The sequence below is a fragment of the Jiangella muralis genome (assembly GCF_001270745.1).
Taxonomy (GTDB): domain Bacteria; phylum Actinomycetota; class Actinomycetes; order Jiangellales; family Jiangellaceae; genus Jiangella; species Jiangella muralis.
Genome location: NZ_LFXL01000031.1, coordinates 77,161 through 97,113 on the forward strand (window position 1 = coordinate 77,161; position 19,953 = coordinate 97,113).

The 19,953-nt window shown below is 72.2% G+C and carries 20 protein-coding genes; 5 read left to right on the forward strand and 15 right to left on the reverse strand.

Annotation, left to right across the window (positions count from 1 at the left end):
• Positions 1–274: 274 nt before the first annotated feature.
• The 3 genes from ACW62_RS24695 to ACW62_RS24705 all read right to left on the reverse strand — a co-directional run bounded on the left by ACW62_RS24695 (position 275) and on the right by ACW62_RS24705 (position 2,700).
• Positions 275–721, reverse strand: a complete 447-nt coding sequence (locus ACW62_RS24695) for a hypothetical protein (RefSeq protein WP_240477408.1) — start codon at positions 719–721, stop codon at positions 275–277.
• The gene (dapB, locus tag ACW62_RS24700; RefSeq protein ID WP_053206768.1) at positions 718–1,458 is read right to left on the reverse strand and encodes a 4-hydroxy-tetrahydrodipicolinate reductase; all 741 of its coding nucleotides are present in this window, start codon (positions 1,456–1,458) and stop codon (positions 718–720) included. The genes ACW62_RS24695 and dapB overlap by 4 nt, the downstream gene beginning before the upstream one ends.
• A gap of 63 nt (positions 1,459–1,521) precedes the next feature.
• Positions 1,522–2,700, reverse strand: a complete 1,179-nt coding sequence (locus tag ACW62_RS24705) for a hypothetical protein (protein ID WP_053206769.1) — start codon at positions 2,698–2,700, stop codon at positions 1,522–1,524.
• Between the two features lie 52 nt (positions 2,701–2,752).
• On the opposite strand from ACW62_RS24705, the gene ACW62_RS24710 reads away from it, so the two are divergent.
• Positions 2,753–3,982 carry a hypothetical protein gene (locus ACW62_RS24710; protein ID WP_157574958.1) on the forward strand — a complete coding sequence of 410 codons (1,230 nt, stop codon included), beginning with the start codon at positions 2,753–2,755 and terminating at the stop codon, positions 3,980–3,982.
• 56 nt (positions 3,983–4,038) lie between these two features.
• Here ACW62_RS24710 and ACW62_RS24715 read toward each other — a convergent pair whose 3' ends face one another.
• Positions 4,039–5,499, reverse strand: a complete 1,461-nt coding sequence (locus tag ACW62_RS24715) for an MFS transporter (RefSeq protein WP_205629572.1) — start codon at positions 5,497–5,499, stop codon at positions 4,039–4,041.
• A gap of 72 nt (positions 5,500–5,571) precedes the next feature.
• On the opposite strand from ACW62_RS24715, the gene ACW62_RS24720 reads away from it, so the two are divergent.
• The 3 genes from ACW62_RS24720 (at position 5,572) to ACW62_RS24730 (ending at position 8,683) form a co-directional block, all read left to right on the forward strand.
• Positions 5,572–6,531 carry a GlxA family transcriptional regulator gene (locus tag ACW62_RS24720; protein ID WP_053206771.1) on the forward strand — a complete coding sequence of 320 codons (960 nt, stop codon included), beginning with the start codon at positions 5,572–5,574 and terminating at the stop codon, positions 6,529–6,531.
• Positions 6,532–6,543: 12 nt separating this feature from the next.
• Positions 6,544–7,032, forward strand: a complete 489-nt coding sequence (locus tag ACW62_RS24725) for a tRNA (cytidine(34)-2'-O)-methyltransferase (protein WP_053206772.1) — start codon at positions 6,544–6,546, stop codon at positions 7,030–7,032.
• Positions 7,033–7,210: 178 nt separating this feature from the next.
• Entirely contained in the window at positions 7,211–8,683 is a 1,473-nt protein-coding gene (locus tag ACW62_RS24730) for a pyridoxal phosphate-dependent decarboxylase family protein (RefSeq protein WP_053206773.1), read from the forward strand.
• Here the strand turns inward: ACW62_RS24730 and uppS are convergent.
• The 4 genes from uppS to rpsO all read right to left on the reverse strand — a co-directional run bounded on the left by uppS (position 8,680) and on the right by rpsO (position 13,461).
• A complete protein-coding gene (uppS, locus tag ACW62_RS24735; RefSeq protein WP_205629573.1) occupies positions 8,680–9,429 on the reverse strand; it encodes a polyprenyl diphosphate synthase in 750 nt (249 codons plus the stop codon). The two genes, ACW62_RS24730 and uppS, sit on opposite strands and share 4 nt — an antisense overlap.
• On the reverse strand, positions 9,429–10,748 hold the full coding sequence (locus tag ACW62_RS24740) for a M16 family metallopeptidase (protein ID WP_053206774.1): 1,320 nt from the start codon (positions 10,746–10,748) through the stop codon (positions 9,429–9,431). The genes uppS and ACW62_RS24740 overlap by 1 nt, the downstream gene beginning before the upstream one ends.
• 7 nt (positions 10,749–10,755) lie before the next feature.
• Entirely contained in the window at positions 10,756–12,975 is a 2,220-nt protein-coding gene (locus tag ACW62_RS24745; RefSeq protein WP_053206775.1) for a polyribonucleotide nucleotidyltransferase, read from the reverse strand.
• Positions 12,976–13,191: 216 nt separating this feature from the next.
• Positions 13,192–13,461, reverse strand: coding sequence for a 30S ribosomal protein S15 (gene rpsO / locus ACW62_RS24750; RefSeq protein ID WP_053206776.1), 270 nt, complete (start codon positions 13,459–13,461; stop codon positions 13,192–13,194).
• A 240-nt stretch (positions 13,462–13,701) separates the two neighbouring features.
• Here rpsO and ACW62_RS33375 point away from each other — a divergent pair, with 240 nt between their 5' ends.
• The gene (locus ACW62_RS33375) at positions 13,702–13,983 is read left to right on the forward strand and encodes a GNAT family N-acetyltransferase (protein ID WP_205629574.1); all 282 of its coding nucleotides are present in this window, start codon (positions 13,702–13,704) and stop codon (positions 13,981–13,983) included.
• A 774-nt stretch (positions 13,984–14,757) separates the two neighbouring features.
• On the opposite strand, the gene ACW62_RS24760 is transcribed toward ACW62_RS33375, so the two are convergent.
• The 7 genes from ACW62_RS24760 to ACW62_RS24790 all read right to left on the reverse strand — a co-directional run bounded on the left by ACW62_RS24760 (position 14,758) and on the right by ACW62_RS24790 (position 19,943).
• Positions 14,758–15,699 carry a bifunctional riboflavin kinase/FAD synthetase gene (locus ACW62_RS24760; RefSeq protein WP_053206777.1) on the reverse strand — a complete coding sequence of 314 codons (942 nt, stop codon included), beginning with the start codon at positions 15,697–15,699 and terminating at the stop codon, positions 14,758–14,760.
• 37 nt (positions 15,700–15,736) lie between these two features.
• Positions 15,737–17,272 carry an MFS transporter gene (locus tag ACW62_RS24765; protein WP_053206778.1) on the reverse strand — a complete coding sequence of 512 codons (1,536 nt, stop codon included), beginning with the start codon at positions 17,270–17,272 and terminating at the stop codon, positions 15,737–15,739.
• Positions 17,273–17,298: 26 nt separating this feature from the next.
• Complete coding sequence (locus tag ACW62_RS24770; protein WP_157574959.1) at positions 17,299–17,760, reverse strand: MarR family winged helix-turn-helix transcriptional regulator; 462 nt, start codon at positions 17,758–17,760, stop codon at positions 17,299–17,301.
• 81 nt (positions 17,761–17,841) lie between these two features.
• On the reverse strand, positions 17,842–18,285 hold the full coding sequence (locus ACW62_RS24775) for a MarR family winged helix-turn-helix transcriptional regulator (protein WP_053206780.1): 444 nt from the start codon (positions 18,283–18,285) through the stop codon (positions 17,842–17,844).
• The gene (gene truB / locus ACW62_RS24780) at positions 18,282–19,154 is read right to left on the reverse strand and encodes a tRNA pseudouridine(55) synthase TruB (RefSeq protein WP_053206781.1); all 873 of its coding nucleotides are present in this window, start codon (positions 19,152–19,154) and stop codon (positions 18,282–18,284) included. Before truB ends, ACW62_RS24775 begins: the two co-directional genes overlap by 4 nt.
• Positions 19,147–19,641 carry a 30S ribosome-binding factor RbfA gene (rbfA, locus tag ACW62_RS24785; protein WP_053206782.1) on the reverse strand — a complete coding sequence of 165 codons (495 nt, stop codon included), beginning with the start codon at positions 19,639–19,641 and terminating at the stop codon, positions 19,147–19,149. Before rbfA ends, truB begins: the two co-directional genes overlap by 8 nt.
• 2 nt (positions 19,642–19,643) lie before the next feature.
• On the reverse strand, positions 19,644–19,943 hold the full coding sequence (locus ACW62_RS24790; RefSeq protein WP_053206783.1) for a DUF503 domain-containing protein: 300 nt from the start codon (positions 19,941–19,943) through the stop codon (positions 19,644–19,646).
• Positions 19,944–19,953: the final 10 nt, after the last annotated feature.

Here is a 19,953-nt window from a genome sequence, read left to right on the forward strand (position 1 = left end):
CCCGTCGCGCATCCGGTCGTGCATCCGGTCGCGTCGTCCGGCCGACCCCGGCGGCATCCCCACCAGCCCCACACCAGCGAGCGGGTAGCGACCAGCAACCAGCAGGCAGCGACCAGCCGGCAGCACGCAGCACGCAGCGACCAGCAGGTAGCCGGCAGCACGCAGCAGGCAGCGACCAGCAGGTAGCGGGCAGCTGGCAGCAGGTAGCTGGCAGCGGCAGGTCGCCGGCCTGCACGGCCTGCTCCTCGCGCGAGATGCTGGCAGCGAGCCGCCGTCAGCCGTGCAGGGCGACCGCTCGCCGGGCGGCCTCACGTGCGCGCGACCGATCGCCGGCGTCATCGTAGGCGAGCGCCAGCCGGAACCAGACCCGCCAGTCCTCCGGATCGGCCTCGGCCTCGGCGCGCCGCCGCTCGAACAGCTCGTCCGCCGCAGCCCGCTCGGCTCGTCCGCTCGGCCTACGCGGCAGGTCGTCGACCGGCAGGCCACCCTCGCTCTCGAGCTCGCGCGCCAGCGTCTGCGTCCGGAGCCCGAACCGCACCGACCGCCACAGCACCCACGCGCCGACCGCCGCGATCACCACGACCGCCACACCGATGCCCACGCCCGCCGCCGTTCCGGACCCGATCAGCAGCACACCCCGCCACAGCACCAGCACCAGCAGTGCGCCGACCAGCGCCGCCATGCCGCCGGCCCAGACACGGTCGCGCCGTTCGCCTGTCACAGGTCGAGGATCTCCTCGAGTCCGACCGTCAGCCCGGGCCGATCGACGACACCGCGCACACCGGCCAGCACGCCCGGCATGAACGACGCGCGGTCGAAGGAGTCGTGCCGGATCGTCAGCGTCTCGCCGGGCGATCCGAACAGCACCTCCTCGTGTGCGACCAGGCCACGCAGCCGGACCGCATGCACCGGCACTCCCTCCACGCGAGCACCACGGGCGCCGTCGAGCCCGCTCGCCGTCGCGTCGGGCGCCGACGGGACGTCCGCCGCCCGGCGTGCCTCGGCGATCACCTCGGCCGTCCGGATCGCCGTCCCGCTGGGAGCGTCGACCTTGTCGGGGTGGTGCAGCTCGATCACCTCGACCGACTCGTAGAACCGGGCCGCCTGTGCGGCGAACCGCATCGTCAGCACCGCCCCGATCGCGAAATTCGGCGCGATCAGCACGCCGACCTTCGGCTGCACGGCCAACGCCGCCCGGACCTGGCCCAGCGACACGTCGGTCCAGCCGGTCGTGCCGACCACCGCGTGCACGCCCTGCTCGACGCAGTGCAGCACGTTGGCGAGCGACGCGCCCGGCACGGTGAACTCCACCGCGACGTCGGCGCCACCCAGGTCGCCGAGGTCGTCGCCCACGTCGAACCGTCCGGCCAGCTCCAGACCGTCGGCCTGTTCGACCGCCTCGACCACCTGCTGACCCATTCGACCGGCCGCGCCGATCACCGCAACCCGCAACGTCATGGGCACAGTCTCTCGTATGTCAGTGATCACCTCCCGCCCTGGTCGGCCGTACCGTTCGCCAGGTCATCGCACCGGCTGCGCACTCGACCGCTCCACGCTCGCCGGTTCCGCGGCGGCGAGGGAGAGGAAGCGCTCCCGGTCGAGCCCGTTGCTCGCGTGGGCCAGCGCCCGCCACATCACCGCGTAGGTCGGGCCGACCAGCCGTCGCCGTACCTCGGCCTCGACCCCTGGGTGAGCGAGCGCGTCGGCCGCGCGGAAGGCATAGGCCGGAGTGGAGCCCTCGTCGACCGCGTACATCGCCACGAGCGACTGCACCTCCGCGAACTGCTCGGCCGCCAGCCGATCGAGCCCCTGCTCCATCAGCATCAGCACCCCGGCAGCCGGCTCACCGTCGTACTCCTGCGGCGTCTGCAGATACCTGAAGCCGGACCGGACCGCCGCGCCGAGCGCGATGCAACGATCGGAGAGGTGCAGCTCGGCCGCGGGCAGCTGTGCCAGTTGGTCGGCCGCGGCCGCGTCGATCACGACGGGTGGATCGGCGAAGACCGCCTCGGGCACGCCGGGAACCCGGAGGATGCGCCCGTAGAGGAGCGCATCGGACGGCAGGCCCACAGACTCGCCCAGATGCCGCACGACCTGCCACTCCCCCGTCTCGCGATCGCGGACACGTAGCTCGACCCCGGTGACGCTGCCCAGCTCGTACGCCCGCGCGGAGGTGCTGGCCCAATCCTGGCCGCCACCGCCGCGGCGATCGAGACCGGGCGCGACCCGGACCAGGAACAGCTCGAGCAAGAGTTCGTCGAACAGCAGCACGTTCGCGGCGGTGCGAGCGACGGCGCCGTGCTCAGCCACCGCCTGCCAGGAATGTTCGGCGGCGTCGGGCACGAGTGCGATCTGCGCGCCGGCGCAGACGTCGCGTTCGACCTTGGCGGCGACCGGGCTCGGGATGACGCCGGCCCACCGCTGCGCCGCGGCCACGGCGAACCTGGCCCACTGCCAGACCTCGACCCGGTCGCCCAGCGTCACCATTTCGGCGAGCTGATTCGTCCACGAACTGCCGAGCCGATGAGGTGTTCGCACCAGGCAGCCAAGGGCGTGGTCGATGTCGCCGTCCTGTTCGGCAAGCATGGCCTCCACGACCAGTTCGCGGTCGCGTGGCTTGAATCGGATCTCGCCGCCGGCTTCGGGCCGGCGGGTGGTTCGCCGCTTGTTGCGGCGCTTGTGTGCGCGTGTCTTCGTCATGCCTCGACCCTGCTCCGCTGGGCTGACCGGCTCAACGGCGATCCGCCGGAATGTGGACAACTCCGCGGATCCGACGAGCCTGTGGACAAACGTGGCCAGCGGACCGCCGGGCAATCGGCCGGATCACTCGGGCAACCGTTCTGATCTGCGTACACCCCGTTCGGGCAAGTTTCCGGGCAAGTGCCATTCGCGAGCGTGGAGGCGTCCCACCCCGGAGGGAGCCACCGTGTCCGCAGCCACCACTGCCCCAGCGCCCGCGAGGGGCGGCCATGGGGTTGCCACCGATGCCATCGATGCAGTCGGCAAGGCGCCGCCGGTCGAGGTCGGCGACGGCCTCCACACCGAGACAGAGGCCGGGCCAGACCACGTCCCGACCGGGGCCGGGGGCGACCACGTCCGGACCGGGCCCGGGCCCGACCACCTCTCGACCGGGGCCGGGCCTGGCCACATCCAGACCGCGACCGGTGCGCCGAACCAGTTCGGCCGAGACAGGCTGGATGCCGACGTAGAAGGCGTACGCCAGAGCGCTGGCTACCGGCGTCCGAACGGTCCGGCGCGGCGCAACGACGACAGCCTGATCGGGCAGCTGAACGCCGAATGGCTCCGGCTGTGCTCCGACCCGGCCTCCCGTTCGGCGGCCGGGCGTTGGCGGCTGGCCGGAGTCCGTTCGCTGGACGACCTCGAGGCGGCTGTTCGGCGCGACGCCGACGGGGTGTTGCTGCCGATGCTGCGAGCCGGTCAGAGCGGCGACGGGCTGGCACTGCGGTCGGTGTTCCAGCTCATGCTGGGGAAGGCGGTCCGCATCGCCGGCACGCACGCCGGGCGCGACTCGCGGGCCAGCCTCGAGCAGGCCGCTGTGACGGCGCTGTGGACGGTGATCGCGAGGTATCCGGTCGAGCGGCGGCCGGTGAAGGTCGCGGCGAACATCGCGATGGACACGCTGCGGCTGACGGTGAACGAGCTCGCGCACCAGCGGCACGAGACGCCGTCGAGCCCCGAGCAGCTGCACCCGGCCGATGACGACGGGACGCCGCCTGATCGAGCCCGTGCGGGCGGCCCGCCTGACTTGGAGCTGCTCGACCTGCTCGCCTGGGCGGTCGGCAACGGAACGGTCAGCCGAGAGGATGCGGCGTTGCTGATCGACATCTACGCGCCCGCTCCCGGCCACGCGGGCGGCAGCGCGGCAGCCGACCGACACGGCATCAGGTGGGCCGCCGCTCGTCAACGCGCCAGCCGGGCGACACGACGCATCGCCGAGGCCGTGCGCGCGGACGGCTTCTAGGACGGAGTCGGGGGAACGCGGGGTCAGGCGCTCGCAGGGTCAGGCGCTCGCGGGAGTCAGGCACGCTCGGGGACGGGCGGACGTGGGGCGCGACGTCGGATGGCGAGGGCCATCGCGGCGGCCATGGCGCAGAGGGCGCCGGCGCCGATCCAGGCCAGGTCGTAGCTGCCGTAGGCGTCACGCGTCAGGCCGGCGCCGAACGCGACCAGCGCGGCGCCGATCTGGTGCGATGCCAGGACCCAGCCGAAGACGATCGGGCCGGAAGCGCCGAAGTGCTCGCGGCACAGCGCGATCGTCGGCGGGACGGTGGCGACCCAGTCGAGGCCGTAGAAGACGATGAAGAACAGCATCGGCGGGTGCACCTCCCCGGCCAGCAGCAACGGCAGCACCATCAGCGACACCCCGCGCAGCGCGTAGTACACGCCGAGCAGCAGCCGCGGATCGAACCGGTCCGTCAGCCAGCCGGAGGCGACGGTGCCGATGAGGTCGAAGATGCCGATCACCGCGAGCAGTCCCGCGGCCGTCGTGACCGGCATGCCGTGGTCGTGGGCGGCGGGGACGAAGTGGGTGCCGACGAGGCCGTTGGTCGACGCGCCGCAGATGGCGAAGGTGCCCGCCAGCAGCCAGAACGCCTTGGTGCGGGCGGCCGTCGTCAGGGCGGTGATCGCCCGGCGGCCCGCGCCCGGCGCCGACGAGGCCGAGCGCGGGACGGCCGAGGGCGGCGCGGCGGACGATCCGGACGAGGATGAGGTGGGCAGCGAGGCAGGGCTTGCGACCGCCGCGGATGCGACGGGCGCAGCAGTCATAGCGGGCCCAGCAGGCCCAGCGGGTCCAGCAGGCGCAGCGGACGCGGGAGTAGCGCCAGAACCCGGCGCGGAGGCGCCGTACGGGAGCAGCCCGACGTCGGCGGGGTGGTCGCGGAGGAGGAACCAGATCAGCGGCACAGCGGCCAGCGCCACCCCGCTGACCAGCAGCGAAGCGGGCCGCCAGCCGTGGTCGGACACCAGGACGGCCAGCAGCGGCAGGAACACCAGCTGGCCGGTCGCCGTGCCGGCGGTGAGGATGCCGGAGACGAGGCCGCGCCGGGCGACGAACCAGCGGTCGGTGACGGTGGCGACGAAGGCGAGGGCCATCGAGCCGGTCCCGATGCCGACGAGCAGGCCCCAGCAGAGCACCAGCTGCCAGCTCGCCGTCATGAAGACGGTCAGCCCGCTCCCCACCGCGACCAGCGACAGCGCGGCGGCGACCACCCGGCGCATGCCGAACCGCTCCATCAGCGCGGCCGCGAACGGTGACATCAGGCCGTACAGCATGATGTTGACGGAGATCGCGAACGAGATGGTGCCGTGCGACCAGCCGAACTCGTCACGGAACGGCTCGATCATCACGCTCGGCGTCGCCCGGAACGCCGCCGCCCCGACCAGCGCGACGAATGCGACGAGCGCCACCCACCAGGCGCGGTGCACGCGGCCGGGGGAACGCTGGGAGGTCGGGCGGGCGGCCACGGTCTGCGTCACGACGACGATCGTGCGGCATGACCACCGAAGCGCACCAGTGGCCCGGCAGCCACTCTGTGAAAGGATCCAGCCATGACGCATCGCGTGGTCGTGCTGGCGCGGCACGGCGTGATCCCGTTCGAGTTGTCCATCCCCGCGCGCATCTTCGGCGCGGCCCGGACGGCGGACGGCCGGGCGCTGTACGACGTGCGCACCTGCGGCCTCGCGACGGGGACGGTGCGCACCGAGGCCGACTTCGACGTGGTCGTCAGGCACGGCGCCGAGGCACTCGAGGCGGCCGACACCGTCGTCGTCCCCGCGTCGTACGAGACGACGAGCATCTCACGCGAGGGCACCCTCCCGGACGACCTCGCGGCGGCCTTCGCGGCGATGCCGCCGGGAACCCGCCTCGTCTCCATCTGCACCGGCGCGTTCGCGCTGGCCGCCGCCGGCCTGCTCGACGGGCGCCCGGCGACGACGCACTGGCGCGGCGCCGCGCGCTTCGCGGAGCTGTTCCCGCAGGTCAAGCTCGACCCCGACGTCCTGTTCGTGGACGACGGCGACATCCTGACGTCCGCGGGGGTCGCCGCCGGCATCGACCTGTGCCTGCACATCGTCCGCCGCGACTTCGGCACCGCCGTCGCCAATCGCGCCGCCCGCCGCTGCCTCGTCCCGCCGTGGCGCGACGGCGGCCAGGCGCAGTACGTCGACCAGCCGGTCCCGGAGCCGGCCGCGACCACCACCGCCGACGCCCGCGCCTGGGCGCTCGCGCATCTCGACCAGCCGCTCACCCTCGACGACCTCGCCGGACGGCAGGCGATGAGCGTCCGCACGTTCACCCGCCGGTTCCGCCAGGAGGTGGGCGTCAGCCCCGGCCAGTGGCTGATCCAGCAGCGCGTCGACCGCGCCCGCCACCTGCTCGAGGACAGCGACCTCGCCGTCGACGAGGTGGCCCGCCGCTGCGGCTTCGGCACGGCCGCCTCCATGCGCCAGCACCTGCGCGCCAGCCTGGGCGTGTCGCCGTCCGGCTACCGCCGAACGTTCCGGTCGTGAGATCGTCCCGTCGTGTTCCACGTCGTCTTCTACGAACCGCGCATCCCGCCGAACACCGGCAACGCGATCCGCTTGGTCGCGGCCACCGGCGCGCACCTGCACCTGATCCGTCCGCTCGGCTTCGACCTCGATGACGCCAAGCTGCGCCGGGCCGGCCTCGACTACCACGACCTCGCCGACGTGACGGTGCACGACGATCTCGCCGCGGCCTGGGCGGCGCTGACGCCGGACCGCGTCTACGCGTTCGCCACCACGGGCAGCACCAGGCACAGCGACATCGCCTACCAGGCCGGCGACGTGCTGCTGTTCGGCCCGGAGCCGACCGGCCTGCCGCCCGAGGTGCTCGCCGACCAGAAGATCACCGACCGCGTCCGCATCCCGATGCTGGCCGGACGGCGCTCGCTCAACCTGTCGAACTCGGCCGCCGTCGCCGTCTACGAGGCGTGGCGCCAGCACGACTACGCCGGCGCCCAGGGTGTGCCTCCCGGGTCTCGGCCGTAGCGAGCGGCGTCCAGGTGGATGCCTCGCAAGGCCGAGGAAGGAGTCATAGCGGGGTTCTATGGCGACCGACGAGAACGCAGCGAGGCGCCGCCTGGGCGCCGCGCAGTAGGCCACGGACCTGGGAGGCACACCCTTGGTCACCCGGTCCGTCACACGCCCCCGGGAGTACGGTCGGCCCATGGAACGTCCCGAGCCCCTCCCCGACCTGGACTGGACCCCGGACCGCGCCGCCGAGTTCGGCCAGAGCGCGCTGGAGTTGTGGACGGAATACCTGCGGCGGCTGCCCGCGATGCCGGTCACGCACCCGCACACGCCGGCGCAGACCCGGGCCGCCGTCCTCGCCGGGCGCGACGTGCCGGACAAGCCGCTCGGCGACGACGAACTCCTCGACCACCTGCGCACCGTCGTGTTCGAGCACGGCGCGCAGACGGGCCACGGCGGCTTCATGGCGTTCATCACCGGCGCCGGCACGGTGCCGGGCGCGCCGGCCGCGCTGCTGGCGGCCGGCATCAACCAGAACCTCGGCGGCTGGCCGCTCGGTCCCGCCGCGACCGAGATCGAGAACCACGTCCTGGCCTGGTTCGCGGCCAGGCTCGGCCTGCCCGCGCAGTCGTCCGGCGCGTTCGTCACCGGCGGCGCGACCGCGAACCTCATGGCGCTGGCGGTCGCCCGCGACGCGCTGGCCGGCTGGGACGTGCGGCGCGACGGCGTCTCGGCCGGGCCGCCGCTGGCGATCTACGCCTCCGACGACGTGCACGAGACCGTCGACCGCGCCGCCGACCTGCTCGGGCTCGGCACCGCGGCGGTCCGGCGCATCGCGACGGACGACCGGTTCCGGCTCCGCCCGGACGCGGTCGCGGCGGCGATCGAGCGCGACCTCGCCGACGGCGTCCGCCCGCTGGCCGTCGTCGCCACGGCCGGGACGACCGAGCTGGGCGCGATCGACCCGCTGGAGGCACTGGCCGACGTCGCGCGAGAGCACGGCTGCTGGTTCCATGTCGACGCCGCGTACGGCGGGCCGGCGGCGATGGTGGACGAGCTACGCCCGGCGTTCGCCGGCATCGAGCGGGCCGACTCCATCACCTGCGACCCGCACAAGTGGCTGAACATGCCGATCTCGGCCAGCCTCGTGCTGTTCCGCGACCCGTCCCGGCACGTCGCCGCGTTCACGCTGCAGCCCGACTACACCAAGCTCGACGCCGAGGTCGAGAGCGACATGATGCTGCGCTACCAGTGGACGCCGCAGTTCACCCGTCCGTTCGACGCGCTGCCGGTCTGGGTGTCGCTGCTCGCGCAGGGCTGGGACGCGAGCGCGCGGCGCATCCGCCACGACGTCGAGCTGGCCGGCTGGCTGCACCACCTGGTCGGCGAGCACGACGAGCTGGAGGCGCTGGCCGACCCCGAGCTGTCCATCGTCTGCTTCCGCTACGTCCCGCCGGGCCCGCACGACGCCGCCTACCTCGACGACCTCAACGAACGCATCCTGTACGCCGTCCAGCGGGCCGGCCGGGTCTACCCGTCGAACGCCGTGGTCGCGGGCCGGTACGCGATCCGCGCCTGCCTGATCAGCTACCGCACCGAGGCCGAACACGTCGAGGCCCTGGTGGACGACGTCGTCGCCCACGGCCGGCGGCTGCACGCCGAAGGCTAGGAGGGGCGGGCTCGCCGCGCGTACGTGCGCAGCGCCCGCAGGAAGTCGACCTGGCGGAAGCCGGGCCAGTAGGCGTCGCAGAAATACAGCTCGGCCTGGGTGGACTGCCACAGCAGGAAGCCGGACAGCCGCTGCTCGCCGCTGGTCCGGATGACGAGGTCGGGATCCGGCTGACCGTGCGTGTACAGGTGCCGGGCGATGTCGTCGGGCGTGAGCCGGTCGGGGTCGCCGCCGTCGTCGAGGTACGAGCGGACGGCGTCGACGATCTCCTCGCGGCCGTCGTAGCCGATCGCGACCGTCAGCGCCGGCCCGGTCCGCCCGGCCGTCTCCCCGACGGCCCACTTCAGCGCCAGCCGGGTGGAGTCGGGCAGCAGGTCGAGCCGGCCGGCGACGTGCAGCCGCCACTCGTGCGCGGGATCGGCCAGCCGTAGCGCGACGACCTCCTCGACCATCCGCATGAGGTGATCGACCTCGTCCGACCCGCGTTTGCGCAGGTTGTCGGCCGACGCCACGTACACCGTCACGTGCCCGACGCCGACGGCCGAACACCAGCCGAGCAGGTCGTCGACGTGCTCGGCGCCGAACCGGTGCCCGATCGACGGGTCCGCGTAGCCGGCCGCACGGGCCCAGCGCCGATTGCCGTCCATGACGACGGCGACGTGCCGCGGCAGCCGGCCCGCGGCGAGCGACGCCGTCAGCCGCCGCGCGTACCACCGATACAGCAGCTCGCGCGGCGACAGCGCCATCAACCCAGCACGGCCTCGAACCGGCCGGCCGAGTCGAACGGCCCGACGACCGCCAGTGTCGGCGAGGCCGGCAGCAGCGCCCGGGCGAGGTCGGTGACCTGGTCGATCGTGACGGCGTCGACCCGGGCAAGCAGTTGGTCGACGCTGGGCAGCTCGTCGTAGACCAGCTCGGCCTTGGCCAGCCGGCTCATCCGCGCGCTGGTGTCCTCGAGGCCGAGAACCAGCCCGCCGCGGGCCTGGCCCTTGCCGCGCTCCAGCTCCTCGGTCGTGACGCCGCCGCTGACGACCTCGGCCAGCACGGCGCGGCACAGCTCCAGCACCTGGTCGATCTTCTTCGGCTGGCAGCCGACGTAGACGCCGAGCAGCCCGGCCGCCGCATGCTGCGCCGCGTACGAGTAGACCGAGTACGCCAGCCCGCGCCGCTCGCGGACCTCCTGGAACAGCCGCGACGACATGCCGCCGCCGAGCGCCGCGTTCAGCACGCCGAGCGCGAACCGGCGCTCGTCGTTGCGGGCCAGCCCGGGAACCGCCAGCACGACGTTGGCCTGCTCGGTCGGCCGGTGCAGCAGCGTGACGCCCTGACCGGACGGCGGCGCGACCCCGCCGGTGCGCGGCGCCGCCGGCTCGTCGTCGCTGTCGAGGAAGCCGGCCGCTCCGAACGCCTTCTCGACCAGCGCAACGACGTCGTCGTGGCGGACGTTCCCGGCCACCGCGACGACCATGTTCCGGGCCAGGTAATGCTGCCGGTAGTAGTCGTCGACGGTGTCGCGGGCCATGCCGGTGATGCTGTCGACCGTGCCCAGGATGGACCGGCCCAGCGGGCTGTCGCCCCACATGTGCCCGGCCAGCAGATCGTGCACGGCGTCGGACGGGTCGTCGTCGCGCATGGCGATCTCTTCGAGGACGACCTCACGCTCGCTCTCGACGTCGGCCGGCGTGATCAGCGACGACGTGACCATGTCGGCCACGACGTCGACCGCCAGCGGCAGGTCGGCGTCGAGCACCCGCGCGTAGTAGCAGGTGAACTCCTTGGCGGTGAACGCGTTGATCTCACCGCCGACGGACTCGATGGCCGCGGAGATGTCCAGGGCGGTGCGCTTCGGCGTCCCCTTGAACAGCAGGTGTTCGAGGTAGTGCGTGGCGCCGGCCTGGGTGGGCAGCTCGTCGACCGAGCCGACGCCCACCCAGATGCCGAAAGCGACCGACCGGACCGTCGGCACGGCCTCGGTGACGATGCGCAGCCCGCCGGGGAGGACGGTACGGCGGACCAGTCCGCCCTCGTCCTCGCCCAGCAGCGTCCGCGTCGACGTGGTTGTCACGCGATCGTCAGGACTCGCTCGCCTCGCCGGCCGCGGCAGGAGCCTCGTCCTCGACGATCGGCGTCAGGGCGAGCTTGCCGCGGTCGTCGATCTCGGTGATCTCGACCTGGATCTTCTGCCCGACCGAGACGACGTCGTCGACGTTCTCGACCCGCTTGCCGCCCGCGAGGGTCCGCAGCTTGGAGATGTGCACCAGGCCGTCCTTGCCCGGCAGCAGTGAGACGAACGCGCCGAAGCTCGTCGTCTTGACGACGGTGCCGAGGTAGCGCTCGCCGACCTCGGGCATCGTCGGGTTGGCGATGGCGTTGATCTGCGTCCGGGCCGCCTCGGCGGACGGGCCGTCGACCGCGCCGATGAAGATGGTGCCGTCGTCCTCGATGGCGATCTCGGCGCCGGTGTCGTCCTGGATCTGGTTGATCACCTTGCCCTTGGGGCCGATGACCGCGCCGATCTGGTCGACCGGGATCTTGATGGAGATGATCCGCGGCGCGTAGGGGCTCATCTCGTCGGGCTCGGAGATGGCCTCGGCCATGACGTCGAGGATGGTCAGCCGGGCGTCGTGGGCCTGCTGCAGCGCGGCGGCCAGCACCGAGGCCGGGATGCCGTCGAGCTTGGTGTCGAGCTGCAGCGCGGTGACGAACTCGCGGGTGCCGGCGACCTTGAAGTCCATGTCGCCGAAAGCGTCTTCGGCGCCGAGGATGTCGGTCAGCGTCACGTACCGCGTCTCGCCGTCGATCTCACCGGAGATCAGGCCCATCGCGATGCCCGCGACCGGCGCGCGCAGCGGCACGCCCGCGTTCAGCAGCGACATCGTCGAGGCGCAGACCGAGCCCATGGACGTCGAGCCGTTGGAGCTCAGCGCCTCGGAGACCTGCCGGATGGCGTACGGGAACTCCTCGCGCGCCGGCAGCACCGGCAGCAGCGCCCGCTCGGCGAGCGCGCCGTGGCCGATCTCGCGCCGCTTGGGCGAGCCGACCCGGCCCGTCTCACCGGTCGAGTAGGGCGGGAAGTTGTAGTTGTGCATGTAGCGCTTGGACTTCTCGGCCGCGAGCGTGTCGAGCTTCTGCTCCATGCTGAGCATGTTCAGCGTGCTGACGCCGAGGATCTGCGTCTCGCCGCGCTCGAACAGCGCCGAGCCGTGCGCCCGCGGAATGGGGCCGACCTCGGCGGACAGCGTGCGGATGTCGGTGAGGCCGCGGCCGTCGATGCGGACCTGGTCGCGCAGCACGCGCTCGCGGACGACCGCCTTGGTGACGGACCGGAACGCGGCGCTGATGTCCTTCTCGGCGCCTTCGAACTGCTCGGCCAGCCGCTCCTTGACCTCGGACTTGAGCTCGTCGAGGCGCTCTTCGCGCTCCTGCTTGGCGGCGATCGTCAGCGCCTTGGCCAGCTCGTCGCGGGCGGCGTTCTCGACGGCGGCGTAGATCTCGTCGGTGTAGTCGAGGAAGACGGGGAACTCCGCCGTCTCCTTCGCCGCGGCATCGGCGAGCTGCTTCTGCGCGGTGGCCAGCGCGGTGATGAACGGCTTGGAGGCCTCGAGCCCGGCGGCGACGACGTCCTCGGTGGGCGCCGTGCGGCCGGCCTGGACCAGGCCCCACGTCTCGGCGGTCGACTCGGCCTCGACCATCATGATGGCGACGTCGCCGTCGGGCAGCACCCGGCCGGCCACGACCATGTCGAAGACCGCCTCGGCCAGCTGCGAGTGGTTCGGGAAGCCGACCCACTGGTCGTCGATCAGCGCGACCCGGACGGCGCCGATGGGGCCGGAGAACGGCAGCCCGGCGAGCTGGGTCGACGCGGACGCCGCGTTGATGGCGACGACGTCGTACAGGTGGTCGGGGTGCAGCGACATGACCGTCATGACGACCTGGACCTCGTTGCGCAGGCCCTTGGCGAACGTCGGGCGCAGCGGCCGGTCGGTGAGCCGGCAGGTGAGGATGGCCTCTTCGCTGGGCCGGCCCTCGCGGCGGAAGAACGAGCCGGGGATGCGGCCCGCGGCGTACATGCGCTCCTCGACGTCGACCGTCAGCGGGAAGAAGTCGAGGTGTTCCTTCGGGTTCTTCGACACCGTGGTGGCGGAGAGCAGCATGGTCTCGTCGTCGAGGTAGACGACGGCGGAGCCGGCCGCCTGCTGGGCGAGCTGACCGGTCTCGAAACGAATGGTGTGGGTGCCGAACTTGCCGTTGTCGATGACGGCTTCGGCGCTGTGAATCTGGGGACCCGTCATGGGTCGTCCTCCTGGAGCTGGCGGGAGGCCGCTCGAATGAGATCTCGTACGCGCCGGTCTTCGATGGAAGCCCGCGGGTCTGTTCCCGAGGGCCACAACCGAGGACCGGCCTGCCGCGTTCAAGTCGGCCGCCCTGATCGGTTGGGCGTTGTTCAATTGTCGCTGAAATGCCGAGGGAGCGGATCCGGTCTCGGAGTCCGCTCCCACGGCGTCAGCTCATCGGCGCAGGCCGAGCTTCTCGATCAGCGCACGGTAGCGCGCGATGTCGACCCGCTGCAGGTACTTGAGCAGCCGACGGCGCTGGCCGACCAGCAACAGCAGCCCGCGGCGGCTGTGGTGGTCGTGCTTGTGCACCTTCAGGTGCTCGGTGAGGTGGTTGATGCGGTGCGTGAGCAGCCCAACCTGAACCTCGGGCGAGCCCGTGTCGCCGTCACCACGAGCGTGGTCGGCGATGATGGCCTGCTTGGTCTTCGTGTCGGTCGGCACGGAACTCCTTGTCGAATCGTTGCGCGGCGCATCCGGGCATGTCCACCGGTGCACTATGAAACCGCGGCCGTTCTGACGGCGGCGCCAAGGATACCAGCGCGGCCCAGCCAGGACCCAATCGACCCTAGGCTGACCTCCGTGACCCCGCGACCGTTCTCGGGTACGGCACCCAGCTGCCGCAGAGCATCGAGACGCGGACGGCGGGGTACGAGGCGCAGGCGCGCGACGGCGGAGTTCGTGATGCTGCTGGCGCCGGAGGCGCGTGGGCAGGGGTACACCGCCGACGCCGCCATGCTGACGCTGGACTGGGGCTTCCACCTGGCGGCGGTGCGGATGGTGTGGCTCAAGGTGCTGGAGCCGAACGCCCACGCGATCCGCGCCTACGAGCGGGCCGGGTTCCGGCCGGCCGGACGGCTGCGGCAGGCCGGCTGGTGGTACGGCGAATCCTGCGACGAGCTGCTGATGGACGCGGTGCGGGCGGACTTCCCCGGCCCGAGCCGAGTCCCGGGCCGGGACGCCTAGCCTTCGCTTGGCCTCCGAAACTCCGACTCGAACCGAGTTTGAGTGGGCGTCGGGTGGCTGGTCCCGCTGCGCAGGTGTAGACGCAGCATCTGACCAGCCACGTTCGGTCGCCGGGCCGGCGCAGCGGTGTGGGACTACTACTGCGTGATCGATGTGGGAACACTGTCGTGTCCGCGACAGTGATGCCGCGTCGCTTCCGCAGCGATCTCACATCGATCTCGGCCGCGACCACTTGTGCGCCCCCGGCACGTCACTGGGTGGGATCACTGTGCGTGTTGGGTGGCATTGCTGTTGCCAGGGGAACAGTGATCTACCCCACCCGACGCAGCGGATCCACACAGTGGCGTTGGGGATCGTGTAACGGTTCGCCGTTGTCCCGCAGTTCGCCGCTTTGCGGCTCGTGGGCCGTCCCCGTTCGCCTGGCTGGCTGCCGTTCGTCGTTCGTGCCGGTGCGCCGTTGGGTCGTCCTCGACTCCCGGAGCCGTCTTCGATGGCGGGAGTCGTGTTCGAGGCGCGTTTCGGACGTTTCTCGCCATCGAAGACGACTCCGGGCATCGAGGTGTGCCCAGACTGCCCCCGTCCCCCTGATAGCTGCCCGTTCTTGGCCGCGGGACCGCGGGTCAAGCGGACACCCAACGCGCGAAGCGCCGATCGGGTCCGCTTGAGGCGCGGTCACGCGGCTAAGAAAATGGGCAGCAGGGGGACGGCCAACGCGGCAGACCCGGGCGCACGGTCGGCCACCCAGGCCGCGTAGCCAAGATCAAGAGGACTCGCCTAGGCGCCAAGCACGACGCGAGCTTTGGCGGCGTCGTCGTGCATGGTGGCGACGAGGTCGTCGACCGAGTCGAACTTGAGCGTGGGGCGCAGCCGCTCGACGAACTCGAGCAGGATCTCGTCGCCGTAGAGGTCGAGGTCGGTGCGGCCGAGCACGTACGCCTCCACCCGCCGGGACACGCCGTCGAACGTCGGGTTGGTCCCGATCGAGATCGCCGCGGCGAGCCGCTCCCGGTCCGAGACCCGCGACAACCAGCCCGCGTACACGCCGTCCGCCGGCACCATCCCGTCGGCGTCCGCGGCCAGGTTGGCCGTCGGGAAGCCGAGCTCGCGGCCCCGTTTGTCGCCCTCGACGACGAGGCCGCGCAGGCGGTGCGGGCGGCCGAGGATCTCCCCCGCGCCCGACACGTCCCCGACGGCGAGCAGCTCGCGCACCCACGTCGACGACCACCGGCGCCCGCCGTCGGGGGTGGTGACCTCGGGGATCACCTCGACGGTGAAGCCGTACCGCGACCCCAGCGCCAGCATCGTCGACAGGTCCCCCGCGTTCTGCCAGCCGAACCGGACGTCGTGGCCGACGACGACGGTGACGGCGCGCAGGCCGTCGACCAGGAAGCGGCGGACGAACTCCTCCGGAGACTGGCGGGCGAACTCCCACGTGTACGGCTGGACGAGCACGGCGTCGAGGCCTGTGGACGCGAGCAGTTCGAGCTTGTCGCGCACGCCGGTGATCAGCGGCGGCGCGTCCTCGGGCCGGTGCAGCTGGCGCGGGTGCGGGTCGAAGGTGACGGCGACGGACTGCGCGCCGGCGGCCGCGGCGTCGGCGACCATGCGGGTCAGGACCTGCCGGTGGCCGAGGTGGACGCCGTCGAAGTTGCCGATGGTGACGACCGACGGGCCGAACCCGGGAGGGACCTGGTCGAGATCGGTCCAGCGGTGCACGCGTGTTCTCCCGGGCTCGATGTCGATTGCCTACACATTATGCCCGCGCGCTGGCCTCCTCCAGCTCCGCCAGCTCGGCGTCGCCCACCGTGGTGCGCAGCGACGTCTCGCGCATGAACAGCACGGCGACGAACGCCACCAGTGCGATCGCCCCGGAGATGAGGAACACCAGCGCCGTCGCGTCGCCGTAGGCGTGCTCGACGATGGTCCGCACCGGGCCGGGCAGCTGGCTCAGGTCCAGCGACGTCGACCCGCCGTTCTGGGTGGCGGCGCCCGCGCCCGGGATGCCGGCCAGCCCGTCCGAGATGAGGTTCGTGACGTGCGTCGCCAGGATCGCGCCGAGGACGGAGACGCCGGCCGCGCCGCCGAGCGAGCGGAAGAACGTCACCGTGGACGTGCCGGCGCCGAGGTCGCGGTAGTCGAGGCCGTTCTGCACGGCCAGCACGAGGTTCTGCATGCTCGACCCGACGCCGACGCCCAGGATGGCCATGTAGACGCCGATCAGGACCAGCGACGTCGCATGGTCGATGGTGCCCAGCAGCCCGAGCCCGACGACGATCAGCCCGGTCCCCATGACGAGGAACCTCTTCCACCGCCCGAACCGGGTGACCAGCTGGCCGGTGATGGTCGACGCGAGCAGCAGGCCGACGATCATCGGCAGCGTCAGCAGCCCGGCCGCCGTCGGCGAGTAGCCGCGGGAGATCTGGAAGTACTGGCCGAAGAAGACCGACGAGCCGAACATCGCGATGCCGATGGCGACGCTGGCGATGATCGCCAGGATCATGGTGCGCTGGCGCAGCAGCCGCGGCGGCACGACGGGGTCGGCGACCCGCCGCTCGACCAGCACGGCCAGCGCGATCAGCAGCACACCGCCGGTGACGAACGCGGCCGACACCCACGACAGCCAGGCGAAGTTCGACCCGGCCAGCGTGACCCAGATCAGCAGCACGCTGATGCCGCCGGGGATCAGCATGGCGCCCAGCCAGTCGATCTTGGTGTCGGACGACAGCACCGGCAGCTTCAGCGTCCGCTGCAGCAGCACCAGTGCGGCGATGCCGAACGGGACGCCGACCCAGAAGCACCAGCGCCAGCCGAGGCTGGAGTCGACGAGGAAGCCGCCCAGCAGCGGGCCGCCCACCGTCGCCACCGCCATGACGGCGCCGAAGTACCCCATGTACCGGCCGCGCTCGCGCGGGCTGACGATCGACGCCATGACGATCTGTACGAGCGCCTGCAAGCCGCCGAGGCCGAGGCCCTGCAGGACGCGGAAGCCGATCAGCTGCTCGGTGCTCTGCGAGAACCCGGCGAGGACGGAGCCGAACACGAAGACGGTGATCGACAGCTGCACGAGCAGCTTCTTGTTCATGCGGTCGGCCAGCTTGCCCCAGATCGGGGTGGTGGCCGTCGCCGCGAGCAGGGTCGCCGTCACGACCCACGTGTACTGGTCCTGGTTGCCGCCGAGGTCGCCGATGATCCGTGGCAGCGCGTTGGCGACGATCGTCCCGGACAGCATCGCCACGAACATGGCGAGCAGCAGCCCGGACATCGCCTCCAGCACCTGTCGATGGTTCATCGTCGTAGGCGCAGCAGCCTCTGTCGTCATCGGACGCGTTCCCTTCCCCCGCAGAGCTCCTCGCGGAGATCGCCGTTCAGCTTGGTGAGCAGGTCAACCAGCTGCCGGGCCTCGGCCTCGCTCCAGTCCTCGAGCGCGGCGGCGACGATCTCGCCGCTGCGCTCGCGGGCACGCTGGAGGACCGCGTGACCGTCGGCGGTGAGGGCGAGGATGCCGGCGCGCGCGTCGTCCGGGTCCGGACGGCGCTCCACCAGCCCCCGCTCCACCAGCTCGGCCGCCTGCCGACTGGCGACGGACGTGTCCACCTGCAGCTGGTCGGCGAGTGCCGTCAGCCGCATGGGGCCGCCCTTGCTCAGCGCGGCGAGCATGCCGCCCAGGGTCGGACCCACGCCCTCGTAGATCTCGACGTGGCGGTGGGTGAGGAGCTTCCCCAGCCGGACCAGGAGACGTCCCTGGTCGACCAGCTCGCTCCAGACATCGCTGCGCATGGCGCGCGTCACCGCCTCAGTTGGTTGGTCGCTGCAACTATAGGGGTTAATGGTTGCAGCAACCAACTTATTCCTGAGAGGTTACTCCTGCGCGAGCGACTCGTTCAGCCGTTCGAGCAGAACGGCAAGGGTGTCGACGTCGGCGTCGGGCCAGTCCTCCAGCGCCGCGCCGAACCAGCGCCCCCGGGCGCCGCGCAGCTGCTGGACCCGGGCGCGGCCCGCGTCGGTGATGTGCAGCAGCCGGGCCCGGCCGTCCTGCGGGTCGGGCACCCGCTGGATCAGGCCCATCGACTCCATCTGCGTGACCTGTCGGCTGATGGTGGACTTGTCCAGCCCCAGCCGCTCGACCAGATCGGCGGCGCGGATGTCGCCGCCGTCGGCGAGCAACCCGAGCAGCCCGTACGCGGCCGCCTCGAGGCCTTCGTCGACCTGCCGGGCGAGGTCGATGGACAGCCGGCGCACCCGGCGCCAGAGGAACGCGAGCTCGGCCTCGAGCTGCTCGTTGACCTGCTGTCGATCGCTCATACGAACACCGCCAGGTGCTTCGCGCGGGAACCCCGGTCCTCGACCAGGGACAGCAGCGTACCGTCTGGCCCGAACACCCCGACCGGCCCGGGCCCGAGCCCGGTGGCCGGCAGTGGCATGCCGTGCGCGACCCGCCCGGCGGTCTCGGCGTCGACGTCCAGCCGCGGGAACGCGGCGGCCGCGGCGTCGGCCAGCGACAGCAGGGTGAACTCGGCGCCGAGCTGGTCCAGCGTGCGGGCGACGTCGAGGCGGTACGGGCCGACGGCGGTGCGGCGCAACGCCGTCAGGTGGCCGCCGACGCCCAGCGACGCGCCGAGGTCGCGGGCCAGCGCCCGGACGTAGGTGCCGGACGAGCAGGCCACCGACACGTCGAGGTCGGTGTGCTCCCCCTCGCGGCGGGTGGCCAGCACCTCGAACCGGCTGACGACGACGGCGCGCGGCGGCAGCTCGACGTCCTCGCCGGAGCGGACCCGGTGGTACGAGCGCACACCGTCGATCTTCACCGCGGACACCGCGCTCGGCACCTGCTGGATCGGCCCGGTCAGCGCGGCGACGCCGGCCGCGATGGCGTCATCGGTCACCGCGGACGCGTCGGCCGTCGCCGTCACCTCGCCCTCGGCGTCGTCGGTGACCGTGGCGGCGCCGAGCCGGATGGTGGCGTCGTACTCCTTCGCCGTCAGCGCCAGGTGCCCGAGCAGCTTGGTGGCCTTGCCGACGCCGACCACCAGCACGCCGGTGGCCATCGGGTCGAGCGTGCCGGCGTGGCCGACGCGGCGGGTGCCGGCCAGCCGCCGGATGCGGGCGACGACGTCGTGCGACGTCCAGCCGCCGGGCTTGTCGACGACGACGAGGCCGTCGGGGTCAGCCACGGTGGTCGTCGTCCTCGTCCCCGGAGTCCGCCGCGGAGTCCTCGGCGTCGTCCACGTCGTCGTCCTCGTCGGCCGGCTTGCGGTACGGGTCGGGGTCGCCGGCGTACTGCGCCTCGGCCGCCGTCCGGGCCACCCGCTCGTCCGACTCGCGCGCCGTGCGCAGCAGGTCGTCGATGTTCGCGGCGTTCTCCGGGATGGCGTCGGCCACGAACTCCAGCGTCGGCGTGAACCGGACGCCGGTGCGCCGGCCCACCTCGGAGCGGACCAGGCCCTTGACGCTCTCGAGTGCCGCGGCCGTGGCCGTGCGCTCCTCCTCGTCGCCGTACACGGTGTAGAAGACGGTGGCGTCGCGCAGGTCACCGGTGATGCGGGCGTCGGTGACCGTGACGAACCCCAGCCGGGGGTCCTTGACCCGGCGCTCCAGCGTCTCGGCCGCGATCTCGCGGATGCGGTCGGCCAGTTTGCGCGCCCGCGCTGGATCGGCCATGACTACTCCTCGTCTTCGTCGTTGTGGATCCGTCGCCGGGTGGAGAGCAACTCGATCTCCGGCCGGTACGCGACGTGCCGCTCAACGGCGTCGAGCACGTCGATGCACTGCCGGGAGTCGCCGGCGACGACGGCGACCCCCACCTCCGCGCGGCGGTGCAGGTCCTGGTGACCCACCTCGGCGACGGCGACGTCGAAGCGGCGCCGCAGCTCGGCCACGATGGGCCGAACCACGGCGCGCTTCTGCTTCAACGAGCGCACGTCGCCGAGCAGCAGGTCGAACACGATGGTCCCGACGAACACATCAGTCCCC